Below are 21,373 nucleotides of genomic sequence, written 5' to 3'. Positions count from 1 at the left end.
AAATATTATTAGATGGTGTGTAGATTTCCTAAAATAAGTATGTTTCTATTTCCATAAAAATATGCTGTAATATGAAGAGGAAAAAGTATAAGTAGTTAGAGAAGTGAGGAATTAAAGGTGAAGAAGTTTAAGAAGTTTTACTTGGAGATTACGAGTGTATGTAATCTTGCGTGTAGCTTTTGTCCGCCGACGGAAAGGCAGAAGCAATTCATTTCTGTGGAGGATTTTGCTAAAAGATTAGACCAAATTAAACCTCACACAGACTACATTTATTTGCACGTGAAGGGTGAGCCGTTGCTCCATCCGAAAATAGATCAACTATTAGACTTAAGTCATGAAAAAGGATTTAAAGTTAATATTACAACGAACGGAACGTTAATTAATAAGAGAAGACATAGGCTGTTAAATAAGCCTGCGTTAAGACAAATGAATTTTTCACTGCATAGTTTTGATGGACATCCAGGTTCGCAAGATAAAGAGGGCTATGTAAGGAGTATACTTTCCTTCATTAGGGAAGCGACAAGTCAATCAGATTTAATTGTATCGTTAAGGTTATGGAATTTAACTCAGGATAATAAAACAAATGCTGAAATCCAGAAAAATAGAGAGTTATTATCTATAATTGAAAATGAATTTGATCTAGCTTATCAAATTGAAGAGAAGCTTACACCAGGAAAAGGTATAAAAATTGCAGAACGTGTCTTTATTAATCAAGACTATGAATTCCAGTGGCCAGCATTACATGAGGAAGAGGATGATGGGAAAGGATTCTGTCATGGACTTCGTAATCAAGCGGGTATTTTAGCGAATGGAACAGTTATTCCTTGTTGTTTAGATGGTGAAGGGATTATTAACCTTGGGAATATTAATAATGATTCATTTTCTAACATTATTGAAGGTGAAAGGGCAACAAACATTGTCGATGGATTTTCGAAAAGAGTTGCGGTTGAAGAACTTTGCAGGAAATGTGGATATCGCAAACGTTTTGGGAAGTAAATATGAAATAAGCCCTCATTAAAGCGAGGGCTTATTTTTTTATTCTTGATAAGAATGCTCTAATTCATCAATTAATGAACCAACGTAAGAAACAGCTTTACGGATTGCATCTGGTTTTGACATATCTACTCCGGCATGTTTCATTAGTTCAAGTGGTTTCATTGTACCACCAGCACGAAGCACATCTAACCAGCGATCAATAGCAGGTTGTCCTTCCTCTTTAATCATTTGAGCTACTGCAGTGGATGCAGTGAGGCCTGCGGAATATGTATAAGCATATAGACCCATATAATAATGAGGCTGACGCATCCAAGTTAAGCCCGCACCTTCATCGATTTCTACAGAATCTCCCCAGAATGTCGAAAGGACATTTGTTTTAATTTCAGTTAAAGTTGTAGCTGTAAGGGCCTGTCCTTTTTCTGCTAGAGCATATACTCTACGTTGATATTCACCCTCAAGTAAATGAGTAACAAAGTTGTGATAATATGTGCCAAGTAGTTGTAGAATGACCCATCTGCGCATTCTCTTATCGTCAGTAGTCGCTAGTAAATGCTGAGCTAATAGTAATTCATTCATGGTTGATGGTGCTTCAACAAAGTACATAGATGGGCGTACGTTCATGATACGTTGGTTTTTATTTGCTAAATAGAAATGACCAGCATGTCCAAATTCATGTGCTAATGTAAAGCATCCACGCATCGTATTTTGCCATGTAATTAAAATATAGGGATGAGAGCCGTATGGACTTGAGCAAAATGCCCCTGTTGATTTGCCTACGTTATCTGCAAGATCTACCCATCTTTCTTTGAATCCTTTTTGGATTATGGAACTATATTCATCGCCTAATACTTTTAAAGAATCTTGAATGAGCGTGCCTGCTTCTTCATAAGTAATCGCCGGATTAAATTCGGGATCTAAAGGTGCATGTAAGTCACAGAAAAGCATTTGATCGAGTCCTAATACTCTCTTTTTTAAATCTGCAAAACGGCGCATATGAGGTGCTAGTTCTTTATAAATAATATCAAGTTGGTTGTTATACATTTCAAGTGGAACCTTTTGTGGTTCTAATAGCATATGAGTAACGGATTCATATTTACGTAAACGAGAAAGTGTTACTTGTTTTTTTACTTCAGTAGCATATGTTGTGGCAATTGTATTTTTATATCGTTTCAGTGTGGAAACAAATGATGAATATGCTTTTCGACGTATATATGTGCTTGGAGAAAATTCATATTTGCTTTCAAATAATGAGAATGAAACAGGAAGTTCGTTTCCTTGTTCGTCTTGTATAGAAGTGAAATCCATATCGGCCAATTTAGTCATGCCGTAAATTTTGTATGGAGAACTATGAACTTCGCCAAGTGCAGCAAGTGCTTCTTCTGTTTCAGGAGAGAGTGTGTGCTGTCTTTTTTGTAGTATTTCTAGTAAAGATTTACGGAAAGGTTCGAGTTTTGTTTCTTCAGTTAAACATCTTTCAATTGTTCCTTCGTCGAATGAGAGGATTTCATTATGAATAAAGGATAGTGCAGTATGTACTTTCGTCCATAAAGCAGAAATTTTGGAAGAGTTCGCTTGAATACTTGGATTTGTACGATCAGTAGCTTCTTTTAAATTTGCATATGAGTACAGTTTTGTTAACGTCATTAAAAGCTCTTCTTCTAAAAGTAGGCAATTTAATAAAGTGTGGGAGCTAGTATGTAAATGCCCTTTAAATGAATCAAGTTTCTGTATATCATTTTCCAATGCGTTTAATGCAGTATGCCATTCGGCATCAGAATTATACAAATCGGATAAATCCCATGTTAGTTCAGCGGGTACCTCTGCGCGATTAAGACGATTTTCTATTACATTTTTCAAGTCGTATCTCCCCCTTATTAAGACTATCTAAACACATAATACTAGAAAATTCAGTTAAATTAAAATATTTTACATTTTCATATACAAAAAAGAAGGACAAGCATGAAAATGCTTGTCCTTCGAGTTAATTTAAGAATTAATATACTTTGTCACCATTGAAAATCGAGTTTTTCACGACAACATAATCTACAGTACGAATAGCGTCTAATTTTGTTCCGCCAGCGTAAGAGATAGAAGATTGAAGATCTTGTTCCATTTCGATTAACGTATCTTCTAAAGAACCTTTATGCTCAACGAACATTTTCTTACCTTCAACGTTTTTCTTCTCACCCTTTTGGAATTCAGAAGCAGAACCGAAGTATTCTTTATAAAGTTTTCCATCTCTTTCAATTGTTTCCCCTGGAGACTCTTCGTGACCAGCAAATAGAGAACCGATCATGACCATAGTTGCCCCAAAGCGAATAGATTTAGCTACGTCGCCGTGTGTACGAATACCACCATCAGCGATAATTGGCTTACTTGCAGCTTTTGCACACCAGCGAAGTGCAGCTAGCTGCCAACCACCAGTTCCGAAGCCTGTTTTAATTTTAGTAATACAAACTTTACCAGGTCCAATACCAACTTTTGTTGCATCGGCACCAGCATTTTCTAATTCTCTTACCGCTTCTGGAGTTCCAACGTTTCCAGCGATAACGAAGCTCTCTGGTAAATGTTTTTTAATATGTTGAATCATGTTGATCACAGCATTAGAATGACCGTGTGCGATATCAATCGTGATATATTCAGGTGTAAGTTGCTCAGCAGCTAATTGTTGTACGAATTCATATTCGTCCTCTTTTACACCAACGCTGATAGAAGCGATTAATCCACGTGATTGCATATCTCTAATGAATGAGATTCGTTTCTCTGGTTGGAAACGATGCATGATATAAAAGTAGTTGTTCTCAGCTAAATAAGTTGCAATTCTTTCATCAATAATCGTTTGCATATTTGCAGGCACGACAGGTAATTTAAATTTATGTTTTCCTAAAGTGACAGTTGTATCACATTCAGAGCGGCTATTTACAATACATTTTGCAGGAATTAATTGAATATCTTCATAGTCAAATACGTTTTCCATCATTTACACCCCTAAAATACGAATATTTTATTTTTATTAATCAAAAATGTTCGTCCATAGGATAATTTACATTATTTTTATTAAGAAGTCAAAGGATTTCTTAACATTTTTTAAAAAAGTAGATTTTACATCTGAAAAAAAACGTTAAAAACGAATTTAAAACATTTTTTTGTTTTTATTGTTCGTTTATGGGAAGGGTTGAAAAATTAAGATAATTATACAAGGTTGTATGTATTCTTTTTATTTTTTTGATTGGATGTAGGATACTATAAAAAGGTTAATGCTAACAATACGAGCAAAAGATGTTATCAAGTAGTTGAACAATATATGAAATGAAAAGGTTTATTTCTATATAAAAAGATGAATCTGGCATGATTCACCTTTTATGTGAGGTTTCAAGTATAATAAGTAGGGTGATAGTAACGTATACAAAAGATAAAAAAGAAAATAATACAGAATAAAATGAGGTTAATATATGAGTAAAAAAAGTTTTTCTGATTATAAATTAAGTAAGGAAATTGTAAGGGCACTTACTGGGTTAGGGTATGATCATCCAACAGAAGTACAAGGTGAGGTTATTCCAGTTGCATTACAAAAGAAGGATCTTGTTGTGAAGTCCCAGACTGGAAGTGGAAAAACAGCTTCATTTGGTATTCCACTTTGTGAAATGGTGGAGTGGGAAGAGAATAAACCACAAGCATTAGTTTTAACACCAACGAGAGAGCTTGCGGTACAGGTAAAAGAAGATATTACAAATATAGGTCGATTCAAAAGGATTAAGGCTGCGGCAGTTTATGGGAAATCTCCATTTGCACGTCAAAAATTAGAATTAAAGCAAAAGACACATATTGTAGTTGGGACTCCTGGTCGTGTGTTGGATCATATTGAGAAGGGTACCCTTTCTTTAGAGTGTTTGAAGTATTTAGTTATTGATGAAGCAGATGAGATGCTAAATATGGGCTTTATCGATCAAGTAGAGGCAATTATTGATGAATTACCTACAAAAAGAATGACGATGTTATTTTCAGCAACACTTCCAGAAGATGTTGAGAAATTGTCTCGTACATATATGAATTCACCAACTCATATTGAAATTAAAGCGGCTGGGATTACGACGGATAAAATTGAACATACTCTTTTTGAGGTGATAGAAGACGAGAAGCTTTCACTACTTAAAGATGTAACAACGATTGAGAATCCTGATAGCTGTATTATTTTTTGCCGTACACAAGAAAATGTAGATCATGTATATAGACAATTAAAACGAGCTAACTATCCCTGTGACAAAATACATGGTGGTATGGTACAAGAAGATCGTTTTGAAGTCATGGATGATTTTAGAAAAGGAAAATTCCGCTATTTAGTAGCAACAGATGTAGCTGCGAGAGGAATTGATATTGATAATATTACACATGTTATTAATTATGATATTCCACTTGAAAAAGAAAGCTATGTACATCGTACTGGAAGAACGGGACGAGCTGGAAATAGTGGAAAAGCTATTACATTTATAACACCATATGAAAATAGATTTTTAGAAGAGATTGAGGAGTATATTGGATTTGAAATTCCAAAGGCAATTGGACCTTCAAAAGAAGAAGTTATGAAAGAGAAAGCTGCATTTGAAGAAAAGATACATGCTAAACCAATTATAAAGAAAGATAAAAATGCAGACATCAACAAAGGCATTATGAAGCTGTACTTTAATGGCGGGAAGAAAAAGAAAATTAGGGCGGTAGATTTCGTCGGTACAATTGCTAAAATTAAAGGTGTTACAGCAGAAGATATAGGTATTATTACGATACAAGATAATGTTTCTTATGTTGAAATATTAAATGGAAAAGGACCACTCGTCTTGAAAGTCATGAAGACTACAACGATTAAAGGGAAACAACTAAAAGTTCATGAAGCAATTAAGTAAATAAAAAACTATCCACTTTAATAGGTGGATAGTTTTTTATTTATGATTCTTTTAAATCATCCACTAGTTGCTCCGCTAAACGTCTATACATATTACTCATAGTCACGAAGGATGTTAGTAGTAGAAATTTTTCTAGCTTTGTATCTTCTAAGGAAGAAATCTCATTTACTTCTGTAACACGGTTATTTACGTCTTGTTTAAAGCTTTCGACATTGCTTTCAGTAAGAGCAAGATAATTTTTGTATAACGTATTTAATTCGAATGAATCATCATTTAATAAGGAGTCATTTATAGTTTCTAATGAACTTTTTATATCGTTAATGGAGAGAGCTCCCTTTAATTGATAAATTAGGCTAATTAAAATCATATGCTCTTTTGAATACTTTTTATTTTTGATGGGGATGAATAGTTTTCCTTTTGCGTAATTATTAATCATGGTTTTAGTTAATACTTTTTCATCATCAGTTCTCGTTGTATCTGCATAAGTATTCTCAAATAGTTGAACAACTTGATCTACATATAAGTCAACATTTGGAATATCCTCAAGTTTAATGTTTTTTTCTAAATGCAATGTCTCAAGTAATTCATTTATATTTTCCACGTAGAATCCCTCACTTTTATAACTTAGTGGAACTTAATGTTTAATATATCTTTAAATATGGTATTACGAAACAAATGAATTGTAAATGTTGACCTTAAAAAGAAATGTGTATATAATTACATGTAGTTATCAAAACTACATGTAATTATATGAGGGGTGTTATTATGAATGCTTATGTAAGGGAACCGGTTAATGCATTTACTCACTTAGGTGGAGCAATATTATCATTTATTGCCTTATTAGCTATGCTTGTGAAAGTTTCTATCAAGATGCCATCATTTGCTGCAATTACAGCTGTTATTTTGTTTGGTATTGGAATGATGGTCCTTTATACGGCGTCAGCTGTGTATCATAGTGTTGTGGCCAATGAACGTGTTATTTACTTCTTTAGGAAGCTAGATCATTCTATGATTTTTATATTAATTGCAGGTACATATGCACCCTTTTGCTTAATTACATTAAATTCAGCAAGTGGTTTACTATTATTTTGTTTAGTCTATGCAACTGCGATTTGTGGCATTGTATTTAAAATGTTTTGGTTTAATTGTCCAAGATGGTTATCGACAGCAATTTATATTACGATGGGTTGGTTAATTGTGTTATTCTTTGCACCGTTAGCTGAGAATTTAAGTACAGGAGGCATTATTTTCTTAGTACTTGGGGGCATTTTTTATACAATTGGTGGATTTATTTATGGAACAAAGCCAAAATGGTTAGAGTTTAAATATATGGGGCATCATGAAATTTTTCATGTTTTTGTATTATTAGGTAGTCTTGCGCATTTTCTAAGTGTATATTGTTATGTAATTTAATAAAAAAACGCCACATAATAAAAATTATGTGGCGTTTTTTTATTACCTGATTAGAATCGTATATGTTATAAATTTATTATGGGATAAAATGTAAGTTTCTGTGTTCGCATGTTAAACATAGGATAAGAAATATGTGATATACTTTGAGAAGTTTATAATGAATGAAATATGGAGGACTATAATTATGGCAATACTTGTAACAGGTGGAGCAGGATATATTGGTAGTCATACATGTGTAGAATTACTAAATAGCGGTTACGAAGTTATAGTAGTGGATAATCTTTCGAATAGCTCGGTAGAATCTATAAATCGAGTGAAAGAAATAACAGGAAAACAATTTAAGTTTTATAAAGAAGATGTTTTAAATCGCGAAGCGCTTGACGCAATTTTTGAAGAAAATGCAATTGAAGCAGTTATTCACTTTGCAGGATTTAAAGCTGTAGGGGAGTCAGTAGCGATTCCATTAACATATTATCATAACAACATTACAAGCACGTTAGTGCTATGTGAAGTAATGCAGAAACATAATGTAAAGAAGATAATCTTTAGTTCATCTGCAACTGTATATGGTATCCCGGAAACGTCACCGATTACGGAGGAGTTTCCATTAAGTGCAACAAATCCATATGGTCAAACGAAATTAATGATTGAGCAAATTATGCGTGATGTAGCATTTGCAGATGCAGAATGGAGTATCGCATTACTTCGCTATTTCAATCCATTTGGTGCACACGAAAGTGGGCGTATCGGAGAAGATCCAAATGGAATCCCAAATAACTTAATGCCATATGTAACGCAAGTAGCGGTAGGTAAGTTAAAAGAATTAAGCGTATTCGGAAATGACTATCCAACGAAAGATGGAACAGGAGTCCGTGATTACATCCATGTTGTGGACTTAGCAAATGGTCACGTAAAGGCGCTTGAGAAAGTACTGAGTACAACGGGAGTAGATGCTTATAACCTGGGAACAGGTATGGGCTATAGTGTACTAGAGATGGTTGAAGCGTTTGAAAAAGTTTCGGGTAAGAAAGTTCCTTATAAAATTACAGAGCGTCGCCCAGGTGATGTAGCAGTATGTTTTGCTGATGCATCGAAAGCAAAGCGTGAATTAGGCTGGGAGGCAACACGCGGATTAGAAGAAATGTGTGCAGATTCTTGGAAATGGCAATCAAATAATAAAAATGGCTATTTAAAAGTTTAATGATGAATATAAAAAAATGACCTTTGCATAAAAGCAAGAGGTCATTTTTTATTAATTTTATTAGCGAACCTAGAAAAGAACGTTCGCTGTTTTAAATGATGTGATTTTACAATATCTTATGCTAGAAGGTAGTAGAATGAGATAGAGGAATGTATTATTTTATTAATTTTTTATAGAAATTGAAAGCGTATTATTGAAAAGTATTCCAACACTTGTATCATTGATAGAGTCCGTTTATAATCAAGGAATCCTAGTTCATGTTTTGATAGGATTATTTATTATTGAAAGCGTTTTAAGTTCGCTCCTTTTTGAGGTAGGAGGTCTGACTTATTTGAATGAAAAATTATGTATGTAGTTTTAAATGGGAAGAAAAATAATATAAGTATCACTTTATAGTGTGGGGAGGTTAAAAGTGTGAAAGGTAAAGATTTTCACACGAATATATATGGGTTATGTAGGATTATTACTTTCAGGGGCAGCTTTATTTTTAAATAGTCTTGTTATATTAGGGAAAGCAGAGATGAAAAGTGCGGGTGTTTTTAATTTATTTGTGGGTGCACTACAAATTATTATTCCGTTTTATTTGATCATGATTTCTGACCAAAGCAATTGGACAGTGTATTCATATGCGGCTACTTTCTTATTTGGATTAACTTATTTATATGTAGGTGTTACTTTTATAAAAGGAATGGATAGTAGTGGTCTAGGATGGTTTTGTATTTGGGTAGCAATTATAGCCTTATTCTATATGGTTGTTTCATTTGTTCAATTCCATGATGTTGTTAATGCGTTAACGTGGTTTATGTGGGCATTACTTTGGTATTTATTCTTTGTATTAAATACACAAAAGAAGAACATTAATCAATATCTTGGAAGGATTGCCTTCGTACAATCATGGGTAACATTGACTTTACCTTCACTCTTTTATTTTATGGGAGTGTGGGGAGAGGGATTTGTATATGAACTATGGGTTTATGTATCAGTAATTTCTATTTTGTACTTCTGTTATTGTATTTATAAATATCGAGTACGTTAATATATTTTCTGTAGAAAAGCATGGAATCGTTAAACGAATTCCATGCTTTTTATATGTTGGCACTTATAATAGAGAGGTAGTATTTTACAATTTGCTAAAATGGGGATGATGAAGTTGAAAAAAGTATTGGTGCTAGGGGGAACAAGATTTTTTGGTAAACATTTAGTAGAAGCACTTTTGCAAGAGGGGCACGATGTAACGATTGCGACGAGGGGAGTTACTGAAGATTCTTTTGGTAGCGCAGTAAAAAGAATAATTATTGATAGAGAAGATGGAAAGCTACTAGAAAAGTGTCTAGAAGGAAAAAGTTATGATATTGTATACGATAATTTATGCTATAGCTCGAATGCAGCGAAGATAACATGTGAAGTGTTACGAGGGAAAACGAAGAAATATGTTATGACATCTTCAATGGCCGTCTATGAACCTGCCCTAAGCTTATCAGAAGAAGACTTTAATCCGTACGATTATGCAATCGCGTATGGAGATAGGAATGACTTCAATTATGGTGAAGGAAAGAGATTAGCTGAAGCCGTTGTATTTCAACAAGCAACATTCCCAGTTGTTGCAGTTCGTTTTCCAGTTGTTATTGGAGAAAACGATTATACGAAAAGGTTACAATTTTACGTTGAATGTATTGTGAACCAAAAACCTATCGTTGTGGATCATGTAGATGGAACTTTGTCATTTATACATGAAAAAGAGGCAGGAGAGTTTCTAGCTTGGTGCGGAATGGAAAATGTGAAAGGGCCAATTAACGCCTGTAGTAACGGGGTAGTTTCTACGGAAGAAATTATTCATTTCATAGAAGAGAAGACAGGAATAAAAGCACTCATTCAGAAAGCTGGGGAAAATATAGCTCCTTATAATGAGGTAACTAACTGTACATTACATAATGGAAAGGCTCGTGAATTCGGATTTTTGTTCCGAGAGCTGAAACTAGAAATGAAAAATGTTTTAAAACATTATATAAATACAATGAAGTAATCATAAATCCCCCGGTGGCAATCCGGGGGATTCTGGAGGATTTCGACAATACTGATTTTACATTACCAAATTTACCTTATACGTACGACTAATGTTTTTGTGATTGAATTGCTTGTAAATACTTCTCGTTTACTTGGTCCCAGTTTACTGTATGCCACCAGTTGGTAACAAACTCTGGGCGCCTATTTTGATACTTTAAATAATAAGCATGTTCCCATACATCAATTACGAGTAAGGGGATTTTCCCTTCTTGCAAAGGCGTATCTTGATTTGGTGTACTCATAACAGAGAGTTCCTCACCGTCAAGAACAAGCCATCCATAGCCACTTCCAAAACGACTAATAGCTGCTTTGGAAAGTTGATCTTTTAAGTTGTCAAAGGTATTGAAATAATAATCAATTACTTTTGCAACGTCTCCATTAGGCTCACCGCCACCTCGTGGGCTCATCACTTCCCAAAAAAGACTATGACAATAGTGACCGCCACCGTTATTTCGTACAGCTGTAACAATTTCCTTCGGTAAAGTATCTAAATTACATAGCAATTCTTCTAAAGATTTATTATGTAATTCAGTATAATTTTCTAAAGTAGCATTTAAATTGTTTACGTATGTCGCATGGTGCTTTCCATGATGAATGGAAAGTGTATTGCTATCAATATGTGGCTCTAGTTCATCATAGTCATATGAAAGCTTTGGCAATTGAAATGAAGACATAACATTACCTCCTTTCTATTTGAAAAGTTGGTCTAGGTAAAAATACTTTACCTGAGTCAAAAATACACCCATTTTCCATATAAGTCAATAGTAAGTCCATTAATTTTCTGAAAAATATTACAATAAAAGTAACACTCTCACTTTCATTTGTGACTCCTATCCTTTTTGCTTATACTGTAAAGTAGCAGGGTTTTGTTGAAATAGAAGGAGATTGTTTATGAGTAAAACGAAACAATTAATAGAAGAAGCAAGTAATTTTATTACGATTTGTTATAAGGAGCTTCATAAAGAACAATTGATAGAAGAACGTATAAAAGAAATTCAAATTGAGATAGAGAAGACAGGGACATATGAGCATACATTTGAAGAACTTGTTCATGGTTCACGAATGGCATGGCGTAACAGTAATAGATGTATTGGAAGACTATTTTGGAGTAAGATGCACATATTAGATGCGCGCGAAGTAAATGATGAAGAGGGTGTATATAATGCATTAATTCATCATATTAAATATGCAACGAACGACGGGAAAGTTAAACCAACCATTACGATTTTTAAGCAATATCAAGGTGAAGAAAATAATATAAGAATTTATAATCACCAATTGATTCGATATGCAGGATATAAAACAGAAACGGGAGTGATTGGTGATTCTCATTCCGCTACATTTACGGACTTTTGTCAGGGGCTTGGTTGGCAAGGAGAAGGTACGAATTTCGATGTATTGCCACTTGTGTTCTCTATAAACGGGAAGGCACCTACATATAAAGAAATTCCGAGAGAAGAAGTAAAAGAAGTGCCAATTGAACACCCAGAATACCCTATTTCATCACTTGGAGTGAAATGGTATGGTGTTCCAATGATTTCAGATATGCGTTTAGAAATTGGCGGTATTTCTTATACAGCCGCTCCGTTCAATGGATGGTATATGGGAACAGAAATTGGGGCGCGCAACTTAGCAGATCATGATCGTTATAATTTACTTCCGGCTGTTGCGGAGATGATGGATTTAGATACATCGAGAAACGGTACCTTATGGAAAGATAAGGCGCTAATTGAGTTGAATATTGCCGTACTACACTCCTTTAAAAAACAAGGAGTTAGTATTGTTGATCACCATACTGCTGCACAACAATTTCAGCAATTTGAGAAGCAAGAAGCTGCTTGTGGTCGTGTTGTAACAGGTAATTGGGTATGGCTTATTCCGCCATTATCTCCAGCTACCACTCACATTTATCATAAACCGTATCCGAATGAAATTTTGAAGCCAAATTTCTTTCATAAATAATATTTAGTGCAGTTTTTTTCTGCAAAATATATTTTTTTTAATTACTGTTATGTAGCAAATGGAAGCCTTTACTCTCGGTTATTTTTGGAAGAGGCTTTTTGAACCAAGGAGTACCTTATGTTATAATCAAATTTCTGTTTCGAAGACCTTATAGAAATATAAGGTCTTTTGTTTTGCTTTTTTATGTAAGAGGAAGAGAATTTTTCTTTTTAATAAGGGATTTGGCATATTTTTAGGGACAACATAAGTATGTGGGAAGTCGATAAAATGTTATGCATATATAATTATTATGTTTTAGGTTTAAACAATAAAACATAATAAAGTTGTTTTTTTAGATTGCTGAGGAAGGAGGAAGTATAAATGAGGATGAAGAGTCGAAAAACTGATTGGCCTGTATTTATTATTAGTGGTGGTTCACTTTTATTATTTGTAATTGCAGTTTTTTTGAACAAGGATTATGTAGAGAGTGCGATTAATAAAAGTTTCGCTTTTTCAATTAAATATTTCGGTGCCTTCTGGCAAGTTTTATTATTAGGTACATTTATTGTTGCGATGTGTATGGCTTTCTCCAAATATGGGAGAGTTAAGCTTGGGGGATTAGAAAAACCTGAGATTAGTACGGCAAAATGGCTTGCTATTATTATGTCTACATTACTTGCTGGAGGTGGCGTTTTTTGGGCAGCAGCAGAGCCAATGTATCATTTGATGACGGTGCCACCAATACATGATGGTATATCTGCTGGAACGAAAGAAGCAGTCATGCCTGCTTTAGCACAAAGTTATATGCATTGGGGATTTTTAGCATGGACGATTTTAGGTACAATTAGTGCGGTAGTTATGATGTATGGACATTATCATAAAGATATGCCGCTAAAACCTCGAACACTTTTATATCCTATTTTTGGGGAAAAATTAAGAAAGAGCCTGCTTGGAACGATAATTGATGCAGCTGCAATTATTGCAGTAGCTGCAGGTACAATTGGCCCAATTGGATTTTTAGGTTTACAAGCAAGTTATGGATTACAAGAATTATTTGGAGTTTTTGATGTGTTTACTACTCAATTAGCAATTATTGTTTGTGTGGTGGCCGTGTCTACCATATCGGCAGTAACAGGTATTGATAAAGGGATTCAAATTATAAGTAATTTAAATGTTAGATTAGCAATTGTGTTAATGGCATTCATATTACTATTTGGGCCAGGTGGATTTATTATTGATTCGTTTGTTTCTTCGTTTGGATTTTATGTAAATGAGTTTATACCGATGAGCACATACCGTGGTGATACAAGTTGGTTAGGATCTTGGACAATCTTTTTCTGGGGATGGTTTATTGGATACGGACCAATGATGGCAATTTTAGTGAGTCGAATTTCAAGAGGGAGAACGATTCGAGAAATCATCGTTGCAATTGGAATTATCGCACCTATTATTACAACATTTTGGTTTACTATATTAGGTGGATCAGGCGTGTTTTATGAGTTGATGAATCCTGGATCTATCTCGGACGCATTAAGTGAATCTGGTATGCCGGCAGCTATGATTGCAATTACAGGGCAATTGCCACTTTCTAATATTATTGGACCAGCATTTCTTTTATTAACAATTTTATTTGTAGTGACAACAGGAGATTCAATGGCGTATTCTATTTCAATGGCAGTGACTGGAGACGGAGATCCTAGAATTAGTTTGCGAATTTTTTGGTCGCTTATTATGGGCGCAGTTGCAGCAATTCTTTTATATATGGGTGAAGGAAGTATTAATGCGCTACAATCGTTTATCGTGGTGACGGCAGTTCCGGTATCAATTTTGTTATTCCCAATGCTATGGTTAGCGCCTAAAGTTGCGGGAGAATTAGCATTAAAACAAGGTATTGTAAAAGAAGAAGATAAAACTGCATTCTTATTTCAGAAGGCTAGTAAATCAAAATAAATAAAAACGTAAAAGAGGAAGCATCTTAAATGAGATGCTTCCTCTTTTACGTTTAATCTAATACTTTTCCCTTTGTTTCTGGTACACATAGTAGCATTGTAATTAACCCGATTGGGTAGATGATAAAAATCAAGGACAATGCTCCAAGTAGGTTGCCACCTGTAGCAAGTAAGCCAATAATAACAGGCCCAAATCCAGCTAACCCACGTCCTGTACCGAAAATAAAGTTTTCGGCGGTAGAGCGAGCTTCAGCAGGATAGTTTTCAGCTAAAATTGCTCCAAATCCTCCCATCATTCCATTTGCAAAGAATCCAAGCAATGCACTTCCCCATAATAATAATGTTGAATCTGTGAATAAGAAGAAGTAAATGAGACAGTATACTGTACCGCCAATATAATAGATTGCAAAAGTTTTACGGCGACCAATTTTATCAGCTAGAATACCAAAGATTGCAATTCCAATTAGCATACCGATGGTAGAAATGAACATCCAGCCACTTGCTTTTGCTAATGTATAGTTATATTTATTTGCTAAAATAGTGGGCATCCATGTGAAGATTCCGTAATATCCGAAGTTTTGGATGAACGACATAATAATAAGACCAATTGTTGTAATTGTTACTTTTTTATTGGTAAATAACTTTCGAAGTGGAAATTTTTTTATATGTTTTAGTTGTTCTGCTTCAGTAGTTGTTAATTTACCTGCAGCTTCTTTTTGCAATAGTTCCTTTTTGTAGCGTTGTTTTTGCTCCCATATTTTCGGTTCACTTAAACTTTTACGGACATAGACAGCTAGTAAAGCTGGAATTAATCCAAATAAGAAAACGGCTCTCCATCCAAAGTGTGGGACAATAAATGCTGGAAGGAGTGAAGCAATCAGTACACCAAATTGCCATCCAAGTGCAACAACAGATGTCGCTTTAGCGCGCATTTCTTTAGACCATGTTTCTGTTACGATGGCCATTCCGATTCCGAATTCACCACCAACTCCCATTCCAACTAAAAAGCGCAGAATTAATAATTGCCAGTAGTCTGTTGCGAAATAAATGAGTGCGGTTGCTAGTGAAAACAGTAAGATTGTGAAGGCCATTGTACGAATACGGCCAAATAAATCAGCAATAAATCCAAATAAATAAGAACCAATTAACATTCCTATTGTGGTAGCTAAAGTTAAGTTTCCACCTTCAACAGGACTTAAGTGAAACTCTTTTAAAATATAGACAAGTACGAAAGATAATAGCAACATATCTAAACCTTCTGCTGCATATCCTAGCGCAGAACCAAATAATGTTTTATATCTTTTCGCTTTTGTCTCCTCTGTTGTTTGTTGTACATCAGTAGTGACGTTCATTATTACTCCTCCTTATTTTCTACAGTCGCTATGGAAGAATAACAAAAGGCCTTCTCACCTGATATGATGAGAAGGCCAAAAAAGCATACGTATCCCCAAGAAAAGAACATACGTATATTGTATTCCGACTTCCTTCTCAACCTCACGGGGTTGGGTTAAAGGACTGTATTATATTACTTTATTTTTAGCACTCTTCTATATGTATTGTCAAATAAAGAGGAAGTTATTATGTGTAAAATATTTCAAAAAACATTTCGTTCTTCTTGACGCCGACTTCATTATTTTCCCATAATAAAACTAACTAAATAAAAAGGAATGAATCAAAGATGCTAAATTTAGTACTCATGATGATTGAACGAGTCGGACTTATAGTTATTTTAGGATTTTTACTCTCTCATATTAAAACTTTCAGACGCCTCCTTCATAAACAGGATGGCTATGTAGATAAGCTTAAGCTTATTTGTATTTTTTCGGTATTTACAATTGTAAGCAATTACACTGGGATTGAAATAGCAGGAAATACGATTATGAATGAAAATTGGTTACAAGGTGTTTCATCATCGAGTACCATTGCAAATACACGTATTATGGGTGTTGGAATTAGTGGATTGCTTGGTGGTCCTATCGTCGGAATTGGGGTAGGATCAATTGCTGGTATTCACCGTTATATGCTTGGAGGGACGACAGCTCTAAGTTGTGCAATCTCTTCAATTTTAGCAGGCGTTATAACTGGTTATATCGGATACATTTTTAAAAAATATAACCGTACAATTACCCCTAAGTTTTCAGCGATTTTAAGTGTTTTTATCGTTTCTTTAGAAATGATTATGATCCTATTAATTGTAGAGGATGGAATGAGCATTGTGAAAACAATTGCGATACCAATGATCCTTGTAAATAGTTTTGGAAGTTTTATTTTACTTTCTATGATACAAGCTATTTTGCGTCAGGAAGAGAACGCAAAGGCACTTCAGACTCATAAGGTATTACGTATTGCAGATAAAACGTTACCATATTTTCGCCAAGGCTTAACAGAAGAATCGTGTAAGCATGTGGCACAAATTATTCACCGCTTTACAGGAACAGATGCGGTATCCTTAACAGATACAGAGAAAATATTAGCTCATGTTGGATTAGCATCAGATCACCATATTCCGTCACATAGTTTAATAACTGGTTTGTCGAAAGAAGTGTTACACACAGGGAAAATAATGAAAGCAAAATCACGTGAGGTTATTAATTGTCAACATGAAGGCTGCCCTTTGCAAGCGGCGATTGTTATTCCACTAACTTCACATGGAAATACAATAGGGACATTAAAACTGTATTTCAAAAATCCTAACCAGTTAAGTCGTGTGGAAGAGGAATTAGCAGAAGGATTAGCAAAAATATTCTCTACACAACTTGAATTAGGTGAAGCTGAGTTGCAAAGTAAATTATTGCAAGATGCGGAAATAAAGGCATTACAAGCACAAATTAACCCGCATTTTTTATTTAATGCGATTAATACAGTATCAGCTTTATGCCGAACAGATGTAGAAAAAGCAAGGAAGTTATTATTACAGCTTAGCGTATATTTCCGATGTAATTTGCAAGGGGCACGTCAGTTATTGATTCCACTAGAACAAGAATTAAACCATGTACAGGCATATTTATCCTTAGAACAAGCAAGGTTCCCAAATAAGTATGAGGTAAAGATGTATATTGAGGACGAGCTAAAGACAACTTTAGTACCACCATTTGTTCTTCAACTATTGGTTGAAAATGCATTGCGACACGCTTTTCCGAAGAAGCAACCAGTATGTGAAGTAGAAGTGCATGTTTTTGAAAAAGAGGGTATGGTTCATTTTGAAGTAAAAGATAATGGGCAGGGAATTGAGGAAGAACGTTTAGAACAATTAGGAAAGATGGTAGTTTCGTCAAAGAAAGGGACTGGAACAGCTTTATATAATATTAATGAACGTCTTATTGGATTATTTGGAAAAGAAACGATGCTTCATATCGAAAGTGAATTAAATGAGGGGACAGAGATTACTTTTGTTATTCCAAAAAAAGTAGGGGAGGAAGAGCAGATTGTTAAAAGTATTAGTAGTTGACGATGAAATGTTAGCACGTGATGAACTAAAGTATTTATTAGAGAGAACGAAAGAAGTTGAGATAATTGGTGAGGCTGATTGTGTGGAAGACGCATTAGAAGAACTAATGCAAAGTAGACCAGATATTGTGTTTTTAGATATTCAATTATCCGATGATAACGGATTTGAAATCGCCAATATATTAAAGAAGATGAAAAATCCACCTGCAATTGTATTTGCTACTGCCTATGATCAATATGCACTGCAAGCATTTGAAGTAGATGCGTTAGACTACATTTTAAAACCATTTGATGAAGAGCGTATTGTGCAGACATTAAAGAAGTATAAAAAACAAAAACAATCGCAAATAGAAACGAAGCACGAAATAAAGGGGACAGATGTAACAGTAGAGATGCATAAATTAGCATTACCAATTGAAGAATCAATCGTACTTGTTAATATTGAAGATATTGTATATGTAGGACTTGTGGACGGAAAAGTGACAGTAAAAACAATGAGGGAAACATATGTAACACACGATACACTTGTGATTTTGGAAAAGAAGTTGCCGCAAGTAAGTTTCATGCGTGTTCATCGTAGCTTTATTGCAAATATTAATCATATTACTGAAATTCAGCCATGGTTTAACTCTACTTATAATTTAATTATGAAAGAAGGATCAAAAGTACCTGTTAGTCGTACATATGCAAAAGAACTCAAGAAGCTGCTTCGTATTTAAGAAGCAGCTTTTGTATTTCATCCTTTTATATTTGTAACTGATTCTGTATATTTGACATTCCGTTATGTAAACGCTTACTTAGGCGGTTATATTCTATACAATAAAGGTACCAAATCGAAAGAGGTGGCCAAAATGAGTACGAAAAAAGTATATAGTTTCTTATCACAAGCATTCATATTCTCATCTATTATGTTAATTTCTAATATTATTGCAACACATTTACCAATTCCAATGCCTTCATCGGTAATCGGGTTAGTTATTTTATTTAGTCTATTATGTTTAAAAGTTATTAAATTGGAGCAAGTTGAATCACTCGGAACAGCTTTAACAGGTATTATTGGATTCTTATTCGTCCCATCAGGTATTTCAGTTATTAATTCTCTTGGTGTAATGGGACAATACTTTGTACAAATTTTAACTGTAATTGTTGTAGCAACAGTTATTTTACTCGCTGTAACAGGATTATTTGCACAATTTATTTTAGGAAAAGATGAAAAAGAAACAGAAGATACAAAAGAATTGAAAGTAGTAAATAAAGGACGCAAGCACGGAAAGGTTGCGTAACCATTGTATTTATATATTGTTGGGAGGTAATGAACATGGCAAGCACAATGACTCCATATTTCGGAATCGTCGTTTCATTAATCGCATACGGAATCGGAACATTATTATTCAAGCATTCAAAAGGGTTCTTCCTATTTACACCATTATTCGTGGCGATGGTATTAGGGATTGTATTTCTAAAGGTAGGTAACTTTACTTTTGAAGAATATAATACTGGCGGAAAAATGATTAGTTTCTTCTTAGAGCCAGCAACAATTGCATTCGCTATCCCACTATATAAACAAGTTGATAAGTTGAAAAAATATTGGTGGCAAATTTTATCAGCTATCGTGGTTGGATCTATTTGCTCAGTAATTGTCGTGTTCATTGTTGCAAAAGCAATCGGTTTAGATACAGCAGTAATGAATTCAATGCTACCACAAGCAGCAACAACAGCAATTGCGTTACCAATTTCAGAAAGTATTGGTGGTATTCCAGCAATTACATCGTTTGCAGTTATTTTCAACGCAGTTATCGTATACGCATTAGGAGCATTATTCTTAAAAACATTTAGAGTGAAACATCCGATTGCAAAAGGTTTAGCACTTGGAACAGCGGGTCATGCATTAGGAGTTGCAGTAGGAATTGAAATGGGTGAGGTAGAGGCAGCGATGGCAAGTATTGCTGTAACGGTAGTTGGGGTTGTAACAGTAGTTGTCATTCCAATGTTCATGCCATTCATTGGATAGTAAAACTTACTTAAAAAATAAGAAAAGCAAGCTATTTGTAGGACAGATTTCTACTGATAGCTTGCTTTTTATGTTACAGTAGTGGTAAGACCTATTAAAAAATGTAAGTTTCCTTAAATCTTCATTAATACTATGTAGAATACGTTTTGAATTAGGTCATTGTATTGTAAAATAAGAAGTAGGCTACTATATACCTGGTAAGGTAGGCATATAATGAGTTTATAAAAATCTTAATATGAATGAATAATTAAAAGTAGAAAAGAGAGAGAAATCTACTTATTAACGTTTTAGTTTATAGGACAGGAGAGAGTATTCGTCGATTATGCAAATAAAAAACCTGTTTCAAAGCAAAGGATTCCAGAGGTTACTCGTATTAGTAATACTTGCTCTCGTGTTATACGGGCTGCAAAGTATGTTGAATTTAATATTAATTACGTTTATTCTCACGTATTTAATGGATCGATTCCAAAAGTTTATTTCACGCAAATTAGATCATTTCATGCCTATTAATCGAAAAATTATTATAGCGTTTCTATATGTAATGTTAATTGGTGGAATTGCTATTACGCTATTTAAATATTTACCAGTATTGACGATACAAATTTCACAACTGATTTACCAATTCAATGTATTTTTAAGAAACCCACCAGATAGTGAACTAATTAAGTATGCAGTTAATGCTGTCAATCATATGGAGCTTTCTAAATATGTAGGACAAGGCGTAGACATTTTGTATAAATCGATTACGAATGTTGGTAAATTTGGCCTTCAAGTTTTACTTTCTTTAATTTTGAGTTTGTTTTTCTTATTAGAAAAATCTCGTATTGTCGGTTTTACTGCAAAGTTTAAAGAAAGCAGGCTTGCAATTTTCTATACTGAAATTGAGTACTTCGGAAAGAAATTTGCACGTTCATTTGGAAAGGTAATCGAGGCGCAATTTTTAATTGCTGTTGTTAACTGCGTTCTTTCAGTTATCGCATTATGGATATTAGGATTCCCGCAATTATTAGGTTTAGCGTTAATGATTTTCTTGCTTGGCTTAATTCCAGTAGCGGGGGTTATCATTTCGTTATTCCCACTTTGTATGATTGCTTACAATATTGGCGGTATCATGTACGTTGTTTATATTTTGGTTATCGTAACAGTGATTCATGCGCTTGAAAGTTACGTATTAAACCCGAAGTTTATGTCGCAAAAAACAAATTTACCGATTTTTTATACATTTATGGTATTAATCTTCTCAGAACACTTCTTAGGTGTATGGGGATTAATTATCGGTATTCCAATCTTCATCTTCTTATTAGATGTTTTAGATGTGACAAGTGATGAAATGGAGAAGGATGTTGGAAAAAATAAAGTGAAGTAAAGAAAAAGCATCGATGTTCGGTGCTTTTTCTTTTATAATATGATGTTTCTTATGCCATACTGTAAGCAGAACATAGAATAGGGGTGA

At 34.3% G+C, this 21,373-nt stretch carries 18 protein-coding genes; 13 read left to right on the top strand and 5 right to left on the bottom strand.

Annotated elements, in window-relative coordinates; all coding sequences use genetic code 11:
• The first annotated feature begins 117 nt into the window (after positions 1-117).
• Positions 118-996, top strand: coding sequence for a radical SAM/SPASM domain-containing protein (locus tag GD442_RS26625; RefSeq protein ID WP_000713630.1), 879 nt, complete (start codon positions 118-120; stop codon positions 994-996).
• A gap of 39 nt (positions 997-1,035) precedes the next feature.
• On the opposite strand, the gene pepF is transcribed toward GD442_RS26625, so the two are convergent.
• Together pepF and guaC are read right to left on the bottom strand one after the other, a co-directional pair.
• The gene (gene pepF / locus GD442_RS26620) at positions 1,036-2,853 is read right to left on the bottom strand and encodes an oligoendopeptidase F (protein WP_000800003.1); all 1,818 of its coding nucleotides are present in this window, start codon (positions 2,851-2,853) and stop codon (positions 1,036-1,038) included.
• A 136-nt stretch (positions 2,854-2,989) separates the two neighbouring features.
• Positions 2,990-3,973, bottom strand: coding sequence for a GMP reductase (gene guaC, locus GD442_RS26615; RefSeq protein WP_000432447.1), 984 nt, complete (start codon positions 3,971-3,973; stop codon positions 2,990-2,992).
• A 475-nt stretch (positions 3,974-4,448) separates the two neighbouring features.
• On the opposite strand from guaC, the gene dbpA reads away from it, so the two are divergent.
• Entirely contained in the window at positions 4,449-5,894 is a 1,446-nt protein-coding gene (dbpA, locus tag GD442_RS26610; protein ID WP_000039350.1) for an ATP-dependent RNA helicase DbpA, read from the top strand.
• 40 nt (positions 5,895-5,934) lie between these two features.
• Here the strand turns inward: dbpA and GD442_RS26605 are convergent, their stop codons facing one another.
• Positions 5,935-6,495, bottom strand: coding sequence for a DUF1836 domain-containing protein (locus GD442_RS26605; RefSeq protein WP_000427879.1), 561 nt, complete (start codon positions 6,493-6,495; stop codon positions 5,935-5,937).
• Positions 6,496-6,659: 164 nt separating this feature from the next.
• Here GD442_RS26605 and trhA point away from each other — a divergent pair, with 164 nt between their 5' ends.
• From trhA to GD442_RS26585, 4 genes are all read left to right on the top strand, one after another.
• On the top strand, positions 6,660-7,307 hold the full coding sequence (gene trhA, locus GD442_RS26600) for a PAQR family membrane homeostasis protein TrhA (protein WP_000995363.1): 648 nt from the start codon (positions 6,660-6,662) through the stop codon (positions 7,305-7,307).
• 184 nt (positions 7,308-7,491) lie between these two features.
• A complete protein-coding gene (gene galE / locus GD442_RS26595; protein WP_000996541.1) occupies positions 7,492-8,508 on the top strand; it encodes a UDP-glucose 4-epimerase GalE in 1,017 nt (338 codons plus the stop codon).
• A 445-nt stretch (positions 8,509-8,953) separates the two neighbouring features.
• Positions 8,954-9,544: an AmiS/UreI family transporter gene (locus GD442_RS26590; protein WP_000542569.1), complete on the top strand. Its 591-nt coding sequence runs from the start codon at positions 8,954-8,956 to the stop codon at positions 9,542-9,544.
• Between the two features lie 99 nt (positions 9,545-9,643).
• The gene (locus GD442_RS26585) at positions 9,644-10,531 is read left to right on the top strand and encodes an NAD-dependent epimerase/dehydratase family protein (RefSeq protein ID WP_002195968.1); all 888 of its coding nucleotides are present in this window, start codon (positions 9,644-9,646) and stop codon (positions 10,529-10,531) included.
• Positions 10,532-10,619: 88 nt separating this feature from the next.
• Here GD442_RS26585 and sodA read toward each other — a convergent pair whose 3' ends face one another.
• Positions 10,620-11,246: a superoxide dismutase [Mn] gene (gene sodA / locus GD442_RS26580; protein ID WP_000094042.1), complete on the bottom strand. Its 627-nt coding sequence runs from the start codon at positions 11,244-11,246 to the stop codon at positions 10,620-10,622.
• Positions 11,247-11,463: 217 nt separating this feature from the next.
• Here sodA and GD442_RS26575 point away from each other — a divergent pair, with 217 nt between their 5' ends.
• Together GD442_RS26575 and GD442_RS26570 are read left to right on the top strand one after the other, a co-directional pair.
• A complete protein-coding gene (locus tag GD442_RS26575) occupies positions 11,464-12,534 on the top strand; it encodes a nitric oxide synthase oxygenase (protein WP_000047627.1) in 1,071 nt (356 codons plus the stop codon).
• Between the two features lie 360 nt (positions 12,535-12,894).
• Positions 12,895-14,463, top strand: a complete 1,569-nt coding sequence (locus GD442_RS26570; RefSeq protein ID WP_159365237.1) for a BCCT family transporter — start codon at positions 12,895-12,897, stop codon at positions 14,461-14,463.
• Positions 14,464-14,515: 52 nt separating this feature from the next.
• Here the strand turns inward: GD442_RS26570 and GD442_RS26565 are convergent, their stop codons facing one another.
• Positions 14,516-15,814 carry an MFS transporter gene (locus GD442_RS26565; protein WP_072770019.1) on the bottom strand — a complete coding sequence of 433 codons (1,299 nt, stop codon included), beginning with the start codon at positions 15,812-15,814 and terminating at the stop codon, positions 14,516-14,518.
• A gap of 326 nt (positions 15,815-16,140) precedes the next feature.
• Between GD442_RS26565 and lytS the strand changes: the two genes are divergently transcribed.
• The 5 genes from lytS (at position 16,141) to GD442_RS26540 (ending at position 21,286) form a co-directional block, all read left to right on the top strand.
• Complete coding sequence (lytS, locus tag GD442_RS26560) at positions 16,141-17,910, top strand: two-component system sensor histidine kinase LytS (protein ID WP_000933561.1); 1,770 nt, start codon at positions 16,141-16,143, stop codon at positions 17,908-17,910.
• Complete coding sequence (locus GD442_RS26555) at positions 17,888-18,628, top strand: LytR/AlgR family response regulator transcription factor (RefSeq protein ID WP_000921843.1); 741 nt, start codon at positions 17,888-17,890, stop codon at positions 18,626-18,628. Before lytS ends, GD442_RS26555 begins: the two co-directional genes overlap by 23 nt.
• Before the next feature lie 132 nt (positions 18,629-18,760).
• Positions 18,761-19,192, top strand: coding sequence for an antiholin-like murein hydrolase modulator LrgA (lrgA, locus tag GD442_RS26550; RefSeq protein ID WP_159365236.1), 432 nt, complete (start codon positions 18,761-18,763; stop codon positions 19,190-19,192).
• Positions 19,193-19,227: 35 nt separating this feature from the next.
• A complete protein-coding gene (gene lrgB, locus GD442_RS26545; RefSeq protein WP_000168869.1) occupies positions 19,228-19,920 on the top strand; it encodes an antiholin-like protein LrgB in 693 nt (230 codons plus the stop codon).
• 322 nt (positions 19,921-20,242) lie between these two features.
• Positions 20,243-21,286 (top strand): AI-2E family transporter, encoded by a 1,044-nt coding sequence (locus GD442_RS26540; protein ID WP_001166010.1) that lies wholly within the window; start codon positions 20,243-20,245, stop codon positions 21,284-21,286.
• Positions 21,287-21,373: the final 87 nt, after the last annotated feature.

The organism is Bacillus sp. A260 (genome assembly GCF_009861435.1).
Lineage (GTDB): Bacteria > Bacillota > Bacilli > Bacillales > Bacillaceae_G > Bacillus_A > Bacillus_A cereus.
This window is presented reverse-complemented; position numbering and strand designations above follow the sequence as displayed.

Excerpts from the sequence above, each read along its gene's own strand:
- guaC (WP_000432447.1), bottom strand. The coding sequence starts at position 3,973 with ATGGAAAACGTATTTGACTATGAAGATATTCAATTAATTCCTGCAAAA.
- dbpA (WP_000039350.1), top strand. The coding sequence starts at position 4,449 with ATGAGTAAAAAAAGTTTTTCTGATTATAAATTAAGTAAGGAAATTGTA.
- trhA (WP_000995363.1), top strand. The coding sequence starts at position 6,660 with ATGAATGCTTATGTAAGGGAACCGGTTAATGCATTTACTCACTTAGGT.
- galE (WP_000996541.1), top strand. The coding sequence starts at position 7,492 with ATGGCAATACTTGTAACAGGTGGAGCAGGATATATTGGTAGTCATACA.
- GD442_RS26590 (WP_000542569.1), top strand. The coding sequence starts at position 8,954 with ATGGGTTATGTAGGATTATTACTTTCAGGGGCAGCTTTATTTTTAAAT.
- GD442_RS26585 (WP_002195968.1), top strand. The coding sequence starts at position 9,644 with ATGGGGATGATGAAGTTGAAAAAAGTATTGGTGCTAGGGGGAACAAGA.
- sodA (WP_000094042.1), bottom strand. The coding sequence starts at position 11,246 with ATGTCTTCATTTCAATTGCCAAAGCTTTCATATGACTATGATGAACTA.
- GD442_RS26575 (WP_000047627.1), top strand. The coding sequence starts at position 11,464 with ATGAGTAAAACGAAACAATTAATAGAAGAAGCAAGTAATTTTATTACG.
- GD442_RS26570 (WP_159365237.1), top strand. The coding sequence starts at position 12,895 with ATGAGGATGAAGAGTCGAAAAACTGATTGGCCTGTATTTATTATTAGT.
- GD442_RS26565 (WP_072770019.1), bottom strand. The coding sequence starts at position 15,814 with ATGAACGTCACTACTGATGTACAACAAACAACAGAGGAGACAAAAGCG.
- lytS (WP_000933561.1), top strand. The coding sequence starts at position 16,141 with ATGCTAAATTTAGTACTCATGATGATTGAACGAGTCGGACTTATAGTT.
- lrgA (WP_159365236.1), top strand. The coding sequence starts at position 18,761 with ATGAGTACGAAAAAAGTATATAGTTTCTTATCACAAGCATTCATATTC.
- lrgB (WP_000168869.1), top strand. The coding sequence starts at position 19,228 with ATGGCAAGCACAATGACTCCATATTTCGGAATCGTCGTTTCATTAATC.
- GD442_RS26540 (WP_001166010.1), top strand. The coding sequence starts at position 20,243 with ATGCAAATAAAAAACCTGTTTCAAAGCAAAGGATTCCAGAGGTTACTC.